10 protein-coding genes are annotated in these 12,236 nt (G+C 63.2%); 6 read left to right on the forward strand and 4 right to left on the reverse strand.

Translation table 11 applies throughout. The features are described from left to right. Window positions 1–39 precede the first annotated feature (39 nt). From xseA to AC3CBN_RS15805, 5 genes are all read left to right on the forward strand, one after another. Entirely contained in the window at window positions 40–1,434 is a 1,395-nt protein-coding gene (gene xseA / locus AC3CBN_RS15785; protein WP_488633950.1) for an exodeoxyribonuclease VII large subunit, read from the forward strand. Between the two features lie 177 nt (window positions 1,435–1,611). Then, entirely contained in the window at window positions 1,612–2,001 is a 390-nt protein-coding gene (locus AC3CBN_RS15790) for a thiamine pyrophosphate-binding protein (protein ID WP_488633951.1), read from the forward strand. A gap of 15 nt (window positions 2,002–2,016) precedes the next feature. Then, window positions 2,017–3,447 carry an aldehyde dehydrogenase family protein gene (locus tag AC3CBN_RS15795; protein ID WP_488633952.1) on the forward strand — a complete coding sequence of 477 codons (1,431 nt, stop codon included), beginning with the start codon at window positions 2,017–2,019 and terminating at the stop codon, window positions 3,445–3,447. A 239-nt stretch (window positions 3,448–3,686) separates the two neighbouring features. Next, window positions 3,687–4,328 (forward strand): hypothetical protein, encoded by a 642-nt coding sequence (locus tag AC3CBN_RS15800; protein WP_488633953.1) that lies wholly within the window; start codon window positions 3,687–3,689, stop codon window positions 4,326–4,328. Between the two features lie 178 nt (window positions 4,329–4,506). After that, window positions 4,507–5,535: a TraB/GumN family protein gene (locus tag AC3CBN_RS15805; RefSeq protein WP_488633954.1), complete on the forward strand. Its 1,029-nt coding sequence runs from the start codon at window positions 4,507–4,509 to the stop codon at window positions 5,533–5,535. 77 nt (window positions 5,536–5,612) lie between these two features. Here the strand turns inward: AC3CBN_RS15805 and AC3CBN_RS15810 are convergent, their stop codons facing one another. From AC3CBN_RS15810 to AC3CBN_RS15820, 3 genes are all read right to left on the reverse strand, one after another. Further along, window positions 5,613–7,175, reverse strand: coding sequence for a S10 family peptidase (locus AC3CBN_RS15810; protein ID WP_488633955.1), 1,563 nt, complete (start codon window positions 7,173–7,175; stop codon window positions 5,613–5,615). A 285-nt stretch (window positions 7,176–7,460) separates the two neighbouring features. Next, window positions 7,461–8,051 (reverse strand): hypothetical protein, encoded by a 591-nt coding sequence (locus AC3CBN_RS15815; RefSeq protein WP_488633956.1) that lies wholly within the window; start codon window positions 8,049–8,051, stop codon window positions 7,461–7,463. 169 nt (window positions 8,052–8,220) lie between these two features. Then, on the reverse strand, window positions 8,221–9,159 hold the full coding sequence (locus tag AC3CBN_RS15820; protein ID WP_488633957.1) for an AraC family transcriptional regulator: 939 nt from the start codon (window positions 9,157–9,159) through the stop codon (window positions 8,221–8,223). A 176-nt stretch (window positions 9,160–9,335) separates the two neighbouring features. On the opposite strand from AC3CBN_RS15820, the gene AC3CBN_RS15825 reads away from it, so the two are divergent. Further along, window positions 9,336–10,397, forward strand: a complete 1,062-nt coding sequence (locus tag AC3CBN_RS15825; RefSeq protein ID WP_488633958.1) for an NAD(P)-dependent alcohol dehydrogenase — start codon at window positions 9,336–9,338, stop codon at window positions 10,395–10,397. 23 nt (window positions 10,398–10,420) lie between these two features. On the opposite strand, the gene AC3CBN_RS15830 is transcribed toward AC3CBN_RS15825, so the two are convergent. Next, window positions 10,421–12,184, reverse strand: coding sequence for a chloride channel protein (locus AC3CBN_RS15830; protein WP_488636751.1), 1,764 nt, complete (start codon window positions 12,182–12,184; stop codon window positions 10,421–10,423). Between the last annotated feature and the right edge of the window lie 52 nt (window positions 12,185–12,236).

Genomic DNA, 12,236 nt, shown 5'->3' on the forward strand with positions numbered 1-12,236 from the left:
GCAATCATGATGATCCTGTCGTGCTAGGCTCGCCGCTCCATGCGCTCGCCCGACGACCAAAGCACCGACCAAGGCGGCTCTCCGCCACGGCACATCCTGACACCCAGCTCGCTCAACCGGCTGGTGCGCGACCTGCTGGAGGACGCGCTGCCGCTGATCTGGATCGAGGGTGAGCTGTCGAACGTCGCGCGCCCTGCCTCGGGGCATCTGTACTTCACCTTGAAGGACGCCAGCGCCCAGGTGCGCTGCGCCATGTTCCGCCCCAAGAGCGGCTGGCTGAAATTCCGACCCACGGATGGCATGCACGTGCTGGTGCGCGCCAAGGTGGGCCTGTACGAGCCGCGCGGCGAGTTCCAGCTGGTAGCCGAGCACATGGAGCCGGCGGGCGAAGGCGCCTTGCAACGCGAGTTCGAGCAACTCAAGGCGAGACTTGATGCCGAGGGCCTGTTCGATCCCGCTCGCAAGCGCCCCCTGCCCCGCTATGCCCGCCGCATCGGCGTGGTCACGTCGGCAACGGGTGCTGCGATCCGCGACGTGCTGAGTGTCATGGCTCGGCGCTGGCCGCTGGCAGAAGTGGAGATTCTTCCGGTACCCGTGCAGGGTCGCGAGGCGCCACCGGCCATCGTCAACATGCTGCGCAAGGCCTCGGCCAGCGGACGCTATGACGTGCTGCTACTCACCCGCGGCGGCGGTTCGCTGGAAGACCTGTGGGCGTTCAATGACGAACAGGTCGCTCGCGCCATCCATGCCAGCGCGGTGCCGGTGGTTTCCGCCGTGGGCCACGAGATCGACTTCAGCATCGCCGACTTCGTGTCCGACCTGCGCGCGCCCACACCATCGGCTGCCGCCGAACTGCTGGTACCCGACGCATTCGCCTTGCGTCGCCACTTGCACCAGTTGCAACAGCGCCTGGTGACGCTGGAACAACGCCGACTGCAATCGCGCATCCAGCGCGTCGATCACCTGTTCGCACGACTGCAGGCGCAACGACCACAGGCACGCCTCACCCGCGATCGCGAACGACTGGCGTATCTGCATCGTCGCCTTCTTGGCGTGCAACGTGAGCAGGCGCAGCAGCGGCGTGTGCCATTGGAGCGTGCGTACAACCGCCTGCTGACCCAACATCCCAAGCTTCGACTGATGCTGTTGCGGCGTCGTCTGGCGGAACTGTCACAGCGCCTGCGGCAAACCATGGAACGGCGACTGGAACGCGAACGCCTCACCGTGCGCCAGGCCGGTCGCGCATTGCATGCTGTCAGCCCGCTCGCCACGCTCGAACGCGGCTACGCCATCCTGTTCGATGCCGAGGGCAAGGTGTTGCGCTCGGCGCAAAATGTCACCGAGGGCACGCCGCTGCGCGCGCGCCTCGCCGATGGCGAACTTCCGCTTTCTGTAGGAGCGCACCCTGTGCGCGACGAGCCTACGGAGCAGTGACGACCTAAGCTCTACGATCACATCCAGGGTGCGCTCCTACGGAGGAGCCGTTGCGATACCGTCGCGTTTAGCCCACACGTCAATACAAGCTTACGAAAAAGCATTGATCCCGTTTCGGCTCACGCGATGTGAACGACCCGTGTCGCATCCTGCGCGCCTCGATCTCAGGAGCGCGGCATGAAAGCAGCAGCACTGTTCGTGAAGGCACTGGAAGCCGAAGGCGTGCACAGCATTTTTGGTGTGCACGGCGAGGAGAATCTGGACCTGGTCGAAGCGCTGCGTAATTCCTCGATACGACTCATCGTGACGCGCCACGAACAAGCTGCCGAATTCATGGCGGCTACCTGGGGGCTCCTTATCGGCGAGGTCAGCAATCCCGATTTCGCGAATTTCGCCGAAGCACACGGCGCGCACGGCCATCGGCCCGCCAGCGCCGCTGAATTCCCGCCGACGCTCAAGCGTGCGTTCGACGCTGGCGGCGTGCATCTGATCGACCTGGCCATCGACTATTCGGACAATCACCACATCCTCAACGTAGAGATCCGCCGGCTCAGCGCAGCCGTCTGATCGTTGGAGTCTCCCATGCTCGCAAAAAGCTACCCCTACTATCTCGCCAACCAGCCGCAGACGTCGAAGGAAACGATGGATGTGCTGGACAAGTACAGCGGCAAGGTGGCCACGCGCGTGGCCGTGCCGGATGCGAAAGCCACTGAGAAAGCCATCGCCGCCGCGGTGAAAGCGACCACACCGATGCGCGACTTCAAGCCCTGGGCGCGCCAACAGGTATTGCGGCATTGCGCCCAGCGCTTTACCGAGCGACGTGAAGAGCTGGCCTATGCGCTATGCGTGGAAGCAGGCAAGCCGATCAAGGATTCCGATGGCGAAGTCACGCGCCTGATCGAAACCTTCAACATCGCGGCCGAGGAAGCGGTGCGCGTCAACGGCGAAACCTTCAACATGGAACTCGCCAAGCGCCTGGACGGCTATCACGGCTATACCAAGCGCGTACCGCTGGGTCCGCTGTCGTTCATCACGCCATTCAATTTTCCGCTCAACCTTGTAGCGCACAAGGTGGCGCCGGCCATCGCCGCTGGTTGCCCATTCGTGCTCAAGCCCGCCGAACGCACACCCATCGGCGCCCTGATCATTGGCGAGGTGCTGGCCGAAACCGACCTGCCCAAGGGCGCATTCTCCGTGCTCACGCTCGATGGCAAGCACGCCAACCCGCTGGTGGAAGACCCGCGATTCAAGCTGCTTTCATTTACCGGCAGCCAGATCGGCTGGGATCTGAAAGCCCGCGCTGGCCACAAGAAGGTGACGCTGGAGCTTGGCGGCAATGCCGCGTGCATTATTGACGCCGACCAGGGCCCGCGCATGGATCACGTGATCGATCGCCTGGTGTTCGGCGCGTTCTACCAGTCGGGCCAGAGCTGCATCAGCGTGCAGCGCATCTACGTGCACGAATCGCTCTACGACGAACTCAAGAAGCGCCTGGTCGCAGCCGTGAAGAAGCTCAAGGCGGGCGATCCGAAGAAGAAGGACACCTTCCTAGGCCCCATGATCGATGAAGCCGCCGCCGAACGCCTGCAAGGCTGGATCGAGGAGGCACGCAAGGGTGGCGGCAAGATCCTGTGCGGCGGCAAACGCGACGGCGCCATGCTGGAGGCCACACTGATGGAGAACGTGCCCACCAGCGCCAAGGCGCATCGGCAGGAGGCGTTCGGCCCGTTTGCGTTGCTCACCCCGTTCCGCACCTTCGACGAGGTGGTGGCGATGGTCAACGATTCGGACTATGGCCTTCAGGCCGGCATCTTCACCGACAGCCTCGCCCACGCCATGCGTGCATGGAACGAATTGGAACAAGGCGGCGTAATCGTCAACGACGTGCCCAGCTTCCGCGTGGACAACATGCCTTACGGTGGATCGAAACTTTCCGGCATCGGTCGCGAAGGCGTGCGCAGCGCTATCGAAGACATGACCGAAGTGCGCCTCATGGTGGTGCGAGAATCCTGATCATCGCGGACAGGGAATGCAGCGCGCCTGACCGTGCAGCGGGGTGCGTTGTCCGTTGCCACCATCGGATGTGACCGCGCGGACGTCCGCACCTGTGACCGCGGACGCCTCACTTCGCGCCAGCGCCGCGTCGCAGCCGGCATTTTGCGATGGCACGCTCGTTGCTCTGGTTCAGTCTGTTGGTGACAGTCCCCGATGGACGACTCACCGCGAGCCCTCAACGACAGCGAGACAACGTCATGTGGAAATACGTCCTGGCCTTATTGCTTGCGAGCCTCCTGCTGCCAGCCCATGCCATGGAACCGGTGCGCAAGGTCGCCGGCAACACGGTGATCTCCACAAGCGAGCCAAAAATCCAGATCGGCATGCCTGCGGCCGCCACTTATCTTGGCGCCGACCGCTGGATTCTGGGTGGCTATGACGATTGCGAAATGCACCTGTTCGCCGAAGCCGACGCGCAGCGCCGCATAACGCAGTTCTACTGGATCCAGTTCGAGGCCTATGTCCCCGAGCGACCAGAGCTGCACCATAACTACGACGCATCGCGCCATATCACCATCGCCGGCACCGACTTCTATCTGGATACGTGGGTGGAGAGCGCGAACGAGCCGGTGACCCCGGATTCGGACACCGCCCACGCCCATGCCCTTGTCGAGCGCAAGGGATACAAACTGCCGACTGATGGCATGTATGTCCGGCTGGTGCATCTGCCGGATGCCGCCAAGCGCCACGAGGTGATGATCATCTATGGCGAGGACCTGGCGCCGACCGGGCTCACCGCCAAGGAACTGGACAAGCACGGCGTCCATCGCGACCAATGGCAAGCACTGGAACAGGCGCTGGTAAAGCGTGCCGTTTCCCGGATACGCATCCAGCCGTAGCTTGACGGGTCTTCGCGCACGATTGACAGGACGCCAAGACGGGAAACCCGTGCACCTGCGCGGGTTTTGGCCGTTGTACGAGGACACATGTCGTTTAGCCGAAAGGTGACCGTACAATCTGGTCATAGGCGTTACCCGTATAGACGCGTGCCCGATCGGTTTGCCAAGGAGAGTTCCGATGCTCGTCAAAGCCGCCGTCTGCCTCACCGCCCTGCTCGCCACGACACCTGCCTGGGCACAGTCGACTCAAGCGCCGGCCATAGCCACCACCGCCGCAACACCCGAGAAGGCCGTTGAACTCCAGGCGATTACCGTGCGCGGCGAGCAGCCGGGGCCCGCGCTTTGGGAGGTACGCAAGGGCGACCATGTGCTATGGGTGATCGGAACACTGTCGCCGCTGCCCAGGCACGCCGAGTGGCAATGGACCCAGCTTGAACAGGCGCTCGGCCGTTCATCGGAACTGCTGGAGGCACCGTCGGCCCACCTGAAGATGCCGTCCAGCCTGTTTTCCCGCCTCGCCCTGCAGCCTGCTGCACGCCTCAACCCGGGCGGCGCCACCTTGCAAAAACTGCTGGCCCCGGACGTGTATGAGCGATGGAAAGTGCTCAAGCACGAGTATCTGGGTGATGACGATGCCTATGAGTATATGCGCCCCATCATCGTGGCCGAGCAACTGTATGACAAAGCCCTCAATGCAAGCGGCCTGACCAACGACACCGACATCGCGGGCATGGTGGAGAAGCTGGCGCACAAGCATGGCACCCGGGTCATCGGGGTGAGATACGAGCTGATCATCTCGCATGCGCCTGCTGCCACCAGCGGCGCGGACAAGGACCAGCAGCAAGGTATCGCCTGTCTGGACGAGACCATGCGCTTGCTCGAGAACGACCTGCCCAAGCTCACCATGCGCGCCAACGCCTGGGCCACGGGAGATACGAAGACGCTGCAGAGCCTGGTGGAGCAAACCCATTACGAACCGTGCGTGGTTGCCGCCATCAATGGCGACTTCGAGCATCAGCTCAATATCCCGGACCTGCCCCAGCGCATCGAAACCACCTGGCTCTCGGCTGCGCAAGACGCCCTAACACGCAACAGGCGCACTGTCGCCATACTGTCGATCGAACAGGTGATGGCGCCCGACGGTTATCTCGCCAAGCTCAAGTCCCTGGGTTATGTCGTGCGGCCGCCGGCTGATCTCAGCCCATGAAATGATCATCAACGCATGACACATCCGAGCTGCGTCTCCGGTAGGAGACGCAGCTCGGACTCAGCTGTCTGCGCGACTTACTTGACTCCGTAGAGCGCTGCCGCATCCGCCTTGAAAGCCTCCGCGCTGCCGGAACGGCTATAAAACATGTGGCCACCCGGATACACAGAGAGCTTCACGCGCTGCTGCTGACCGAAGCTCGGCATCTGGTCAATGATCAGACGCGAAGTGAAGAACGGGCACGACAGGTCGTTATAGCCGTGAACGATCAGCACTTTCATGTTCGAGTCGTTGCCGATCGCCTTGCGCAGGTCGGCCACCGGCTTGTCGTCGGCATCGCCACGATCCCACGCCTTGTTCACGGCGTACGACAACGCCTCGTAGTGTGCGTCCGTCTTCCAGCCCACTTCGCGAGTGATGAAGTCCACCATCGCGCTGGTGGTCGGTGCGAGAAGCGCCTCGAGAATCGGATCGCCTGACTTGCGTTCGGCCGAACCGGGGAACGGATCGAACGCAGTGACGTTGGAGTCGTACACGCTGCCGATCTTCTTGTCGGCACGGTGCACTTCACGCAGATAGGTGCCGATATCGACACGGCCGTCGAGCTTGGAAACGACCGCCGGATCGAGGCCCGTATAAGTCGACACCTTCTGCACCATGCGCCCGATGGCGCTCGGATCAGAGCGTCCGGCCAGGAAGTCGGTGACGAACTGCGTGCGAACGTAGCTCTCGACATCCGACATCGCGCCAGGCGTCAGCTTGCCCTGCGCTTCGAGGTGTGCCGCCGTCATCGACGGCAGGTTGATCATCCACGGCAGCGGTGACAGCGCATCGCCATCACCGATGGCGGCCGGATCGAGATACGGCGACACCATCACCAGGCCGTTCACGCCCACGCCCATGCGGCTCTGCAGCTCATAGGCGATGCGCGGCGCACGATAACCGCCGTAGCTTTCGCCCATCACGTACTTGGGCGCGCGCAGGCGACCGTGCTTGACCAGCCAGTCGTACACCACGCGAGAGAGGTACTTGATGTCAGCTTCGGTGGAGTAGAAATCTTTCTTGGTCTTGTCATCGTCTTCCAGCGAACGCGAGAAGCCGGTGCCGACCGGGTCGATGAACACCAGGTCGCTCATGTCGAGCCAGGTGTTGGGATTGTCCTTGGTGATCGCCGCATCGGAAGGCGCGTCGCCATCCACGCCGAACTGGATGCGCTTGGGGCCGATGGCGCCCATGTTGAGATACACCGAGGACGCACCCGGGCCGCCATTGAACGCAAACGTCACCGGACGATGCGGATCGTTGCCCGGCACGGTATAGGCCGTGTACACCACCTCGGCGATCTTCTTGCCCTTGGCATCGCGCACCGGGATCGTGCCCACGGTTGCTTCGTAGGACACCGTACGGCTACCCACGCGCACGCTTTGCTTGATGGTCTTGTCCGCCGGCAGTGGCGGCAGGTCGATATCGGATTTCTTCTCGGCACCAGCTTCGGCAGCCGGTTTGGCGTCCTTGGCATCGGCCGCCACGGCGGGCGACCACGGCGAAAGCGCCACGCCGGCGGCAAACAAAGCGGCACACCAGGCGGCACGGTGTCCCAAGCGGACTACACGACCTCGAACAGGCAGATCACGGATCATCGGATATCTCACGCAAAGGTCAAACGAACGGAAGCAAAACGCCACCGGCAAGCACATCCCCCACCGCGCCACAGGAGCGCAGCCTGGACACCTGCCAGATGCAATCCACATAAAAGCGGCAAGCCGACCGGCGCCACCAGTGCCGTTCGGCACGGGCAAGCCCTTGCGAAGTCAGCATCGGGAATTGCGATGGAAAATCACGCGCACGCAGGCTCCCGTGCGCGCGACACTGCATTGGAACGAGAGGACCGCTGGCTGCGCGTAACAGCGGAACGCCAAACCGAACTACGGCGCCACTCGCTGGAAATCCATGATCCAGTTGGTTTCCCAGGTCTTCCCGCCATCGGGGGAATACGCCTGCTCCCAGTGTGCCGATGTCGGTGTGATCTTCGACCAGACGAACCGCACAAGCACTGGCTTTCCCCTGAGCGTGTCGTTGGCGTAGAACGTGCCGACGCCATGCTCGAAATGCCCCTTCACAGGGGGATCGAGCTCACCAAACGGGTTTCTTCCATCGAGCCACCAGATGGCCCATTGCCCGGTCTTCGGATCGTAGGATCGCAGACCCACGCCGCGGTAAGCACCTTCGGGCGTGCTGAACAGGTTGTCGTCGACGTTGGCATAGCCGTCCATCAGCTTGTGCATGCTGAGGGTGCCGGCGAACTCTTCCCAGTCGTGACTGTTGGCCAGCTTTTCCCTGAGCTTGCGGTGGTGACCACGCCAGTCGCCCACGAGGAAATCGAAGTCGTGCAGGCCCGAGAGATTAGTGGCGCCTTGCTGTGCCTTGGGAGTGTCCTGGGAGGCTCGCACAGCTACCCCGGAGAAGAACAAGAGCGAGGCCAGGCTGGCCATGAACACAACGCGGAAACCCTTCATAGGACGGTCCTTCGGCGATGATGTCCGCGCATCATCGCTCTGCCGGCGCACATCCGCCACGGGTTTTCCGTTCGCAGGGCGAATCGGCAGCCAGCGGCAAGCCCAACAATGTCGATCGGGTAACTTCCCGCCCAGGGGAAGCAACGCCGATGGGCGAGCTATCGAATATTTACGCCGCGGAGTCCGTATCGACCAGGCGCAGCCTTGAGACATCGCGCAGCGGCGGTGCGCCGAAATGCCGGCTGTATTCGCGGCTGAACTGCGAAGGGCTTTCGTAGCCCACGCGATGTGCTGCGGTGGCGACATCGCACTGCTCGGCCAGCAGCAAACGTCGCGCCTCGTGCAGGCGCAATTGCTTCTGATATTGCAGTGGACTCATCGCCGTGATCGCACGGAAATGGTGATGCAGCGACGACGCACTCATGTTGACGCGGCCCGCCAGCTCCTCGATACGCAATGTCTCGTCGTAGTGCCTGCGCAGCCAGTCGATGGCGCGCGACACCTGGTGACTCTGACTACCCGAGGTAGCGATCTGTGCGAGCCGCGTGCCCTGCTCGCCGGTCAACAACCGATAGAGCAGCTCATGCTCGATCAACGGCCCGAGCACGGCCAGATCGTGTGGTGCATCCAGCAAACGCACCAAGCGCAGCAGAGTATCGAGCAAACCGCCATCCAGCGGACTCAGCGACAGCCCCTGCATGGAGGTCGTCGTCGCGCGTGCGGACGTCACCTCCGGCAGCATTTCGCGGATGCGCTGCACGTCCAGCTGGAAGGTGAGGCAGAGGCAGGGCTCGGCTGCGGAAGCACGCACCACTTGCGCCGACACTGGCACATCCACCGAAGTGACGAGATACGCCCCCGGTTGGTGCACAAAAGATTGCTGCCCCAGCAGGATCTGCTTAGCCCCCTGCAACGCGAGGCCCAGACCCGGCTCGTACATGGCGCAGGTTGGCACGCTCGGCGAATTGGCGCGAAACAGGTTGAGCGCGGGCCAGGGCGTGTCGTGCACGCCCTCGGACGGAGTCAATCGTTCAACGATGGCTGTCAATTCCTCCCGATCCTGCTCCAGGCGCGACATCGGGAAATGGCTGTATGACTTGCTGCTCATGGATTTTGCCAGGAAACGAACTGCTCTAGATTGCCTGTTCCTCCACGCCATGGCGAGTGATCGACACCCATCCTTGCAGGATCGGGCAAGCATTTCGCAGGATTCGGCTACCGGCGGCCGCAAGGGGGCGCCCATACTGGCCTTCTTCGCTGTCCCCGCCTCACCAGGAGTTACGCATGGCTCTCTCCATTCGCGGTTACGCCGCACAATCCGCCACCACGCCGCTCGCCGCCCACCAGTTTCAGCGCCGCGATCCGCGGCCGGATGACGTGGTGATCGACATTCTCTACTGCGGCGTCTGCCACTCGGACATTCATCAGGCCCGCAACGAATGGCACAACAGCATTTACCCGATGGTGCCGGGCCACGAAATCATCGGTCGTGTCAGTTCGGTAGGCGACAAGGTGGCCGGCTTCAAGGTCGGCGACATGGTTGGCGTTGGCTGCATGGTCGATTCGTGCCAGCACTGCGCCTCGTGCAACGCAGGCCTTGAGCAGTATTGCGAGGAAGGCGCCACCTGGACCTACAACGATACCGACCGTCGCGACAGCCTGCCGACCTTCGGCGGCTATTCCGAGCACATCGTGGTGTCGGACAAGTTCGTCGTGCGCATCTCCGACAAGCTCGACCCGAAGGCCGCTGCGCCACTGCTGTGCGCCGGCATCACCACCTGGTCGCCGCTGCGCCACTGGAATATCGGCAAGGGCAGCAAGGTCGCCGTGATCGGCCTGGGCGGCCTGGGCCACATGGGCCTGAAATTCGCCAAGGCGATGGGTGCGGACGTGACGCTGTTCACCCGTACGCCGGGCAAGGAAGCCGAAGCGCGTCGCCTTGGCGCGAACAATGTTGTGCTGTCGACCGACCCGAAGCAGATGGCCGCCGTCACGCGTCAATTCGATTTCATCCTCGACACGGTTCCGACAGAGCACGACCTCAATCCGTACCTCACCACACTCGCGCTAAATGGCGTGTTGTGCCTCGTCGGCCTGCTTACGCCGATCGAACCACCGGTGCAGGCTGGCATGGTGGTTTTGGGCCGTCGCTCGATTTCCGGCTCCGCCATCGGCGGCATCGCCGAGACGCAGGAAATGCTCGACTTCTGCGCCGAGCACGGCATCGTCAGTGATATCGAGGTCATCGATATCAAGGACATCAACCACGCCTACGAGCGCATGTTGAAAAGCGACGTGAAGTACCGTTTCGTGATCGACATCGCTTCGCTCAAGCAGACGGCCTGAGCAGGCATGGCAAGGGCGCGGCCCTAGACCGCGCCCTTGCGGCCGAGATGCCGACTGACCTCGCGCGCCTCGCGCAGGCGGCGTGCATGTGCGGCTAGCAGGTCACCGCGGGTGATGATGCCAACCATCGGCTGCATCCCTTCCCCGCTGACCACGACCAATCGGCCGACATCCGCCTCGACCATGTGATCGGCAGCCTCACGCAGAGTGTGATCTTCGCGAACCACCAGTGGCGGACGTTTCAGCAGGGTGCCTATGGCCGCGTCTTCGTCCACTGCCGCGCCCAAAAGGTCGCGACGCGTGAGCACACCAAGCAACTGGCCTTCCTCGCCAAGCACGGGAAAACCCTGGTGGCGCGTCGTCGTACTTTCGGTGGCCAACCAGGTGCGCACTTCGCGCAGTCGCTGCGACGCCCGCAGGCTGACCACGTTTCGGCTGCACGCTTCACCCACGCTGATACGCTCCAGATGATCTGCTGCGTATTCGGTCGGCACATGCACGCCGCGGCGGGCGATCTTCTCGGTCATGATTGTGTGTCGCATCATCAGTCCCGATACCAGGTACGCCGCTGCGCATGCTGCCAATAACGGCAGCAGACCCTGTGGCTGCTGCGTGGTCTCGAAGGCGAACACCACCGAGGTGAGGAAAGCACGCGACGCGCCGGCGAAGATCGCCGCCATGCACACCAACGCCGCCACATGCGGGTCCACGTTGAGCCATGGCGTCCATGTCGCGCAGACCAAACCAAGCACGCCGCCCATGGCGCCGCCGATGGTGAACAGCGGAGCCAGCGTGCCACCCGACGTACCGCTGCCCAGCGCCACCGACCATGACAACAGCTTGAGCAGGCACAGCGCGAGCATGGCGCCCAGCCCTATCTGACCACCGAGCACCGCGGCGATATTGGTGTAGCCCACGCCCAGCGTGGCGGGCATGACGTAGCCAACCCCTCCCACCATCACGCCACCGATGGCCGGCCACCACATCCAGTGAATGGGGAGCTTCTCGAAACCATCCTCGATGGCATAGGTGAGCCGCGTGACGCCCACGCTGACCACGCCCGTCAACAGACCCATGGCCATATAGGCGGCCAAAGCCGCCAACGTCGGCGCGGCCATAGCCGGCATGGGAAACATCGGCGCATTGCCTTCAAGCACGTAACGCACGCCGGTGCCGATCACCGCCGCCAGTGCCACCGGGATCAACGAACGTGCACGACGCTCGAAAAGCAGAAGCTCAAGGGCCAACAGCACTGCCGAGATCGGCGCGGAGAACACTGCAGCCATGCCCGCGGCTGCACCTGCCGCAAGCAAGGTCTTGCGCTCGTCAGCAGTCACATGAAGGCATTGGCCTAACAACGAACCCAAGGCGCCGCCGGTGGCGATGATCGGACCTTCCGCGCCAAATGGCCCGCCCGTGCCGATAGCGATGGCCGACGACACGGGCTTCAGCCAGGTCATGCGCGGCGGAATGCGGCTCTCGTTGAGCAGCACCTGTTCCATTGCTTCGGGAATACCGTGGCCGCGGATCGCCCTCGATCCCCAACGCGCCATGGCGCCTACAACCAGTCCGCCCAGCACCGGCACGGCGATGACCCAAAGGCCGAGGTGATTACCTGCGGGGCTGCTGAAGTCGGTGCTCCAGCGTCCATAGAAGGCAAGATTGGTCACCAGCCCGATCAAGGCGGTGAGCGCACGCGCCACCAGGGCGACCAGGCCGCCAAGCGCCATGGCCAGCGCCGTAATCCAGACCACGCGCCATCCCAGCGGACGAAACTGCCGCGGCATATGCGCGGCAGCCAGTGCCGGGTCCAGCGAAGGGGCGAGCGGAAGCGCCGCA

Source organism: Dyella sp. OK584, from assembly GCF_057787755.1.

Excerpts from the sequence above, each read along its gene's own strand:
- AC3CBN_RS15820 (WP_488633957.1), bottom strand. The coding sequence starts at position 9,159 with ATGAGCAGCAAGTCATACAGCCATTTCCCGATGTCGCGCCTGGAGCAG.
- AC3CBN_RS15810 (WP_488633955.1), bottom strand. The coding sequence starts at position 7,175 with ATGATCCGTGATCTGCCTGTTCGAGGTCGTGTAGTCCGCTTGGGACAC.
- AC3CBN_RS15830 (WP_488636751.1), bottom strand. The coding sequence starts at position 12,184 with ATGCCGCGGCAGTTTCGTCCGCTGGGATGGCGCGTGGTCTGGATTACG.
- AC3CBN_RS15790 (WP_488633951.1), top strand. The coding sequence starts at position 1,612 with ATGAAAGCAGCAGCACTGTTCGTGAAGGCACTGGAAGCCGAAGGCGTG.
- AC3CBN_RS15795 (WP_488633952.1), top strand. The coding sequence starts at position 2,017 with ATGCTCGCAAAAAGCTACCCCTACTATCTCGCCAACCAGCCGCAGACG.
- xseA (WP_488633950.1), top strand. The coding sequence starts at position 40 with ATGCGCTCGCCCGACGACCAAAGCACCGACCAAGGCGGCTCTCCGCCA.
- AC3CBN_RS15825 (WP_488633958.1), top strand. The coding sequence starts at position 9,336 with ATGGCTCTCTCCATTCGCGGTTACGCCGCACAATCCGCCACCACGCCG.
- AC3CBN_RS15815 (WP_488633956.1), bottom strand. The coding sequence starts at position 8,051 with ATGAAGGGTTTCCGCGTTGTGTTCATGGCCAGCCTGGCCTCGCTCTTG.
- AC3CBN_RS15805 (WP_488633954.1), top strand. The coding sequence starts at position 4,507 with ATGCTCGTCAAAGCCGCCGTCTGCCTCACCGCCCTGCTCGCCACGACA.
- AC3CBN_RS15800 (WP_488633953.1), top strand. The coding sequence starts at position 3,687 with ATGTGGAAATACGTCCTGGCCTTATTGCTTGCGAGCCTCCTGCTGCCA.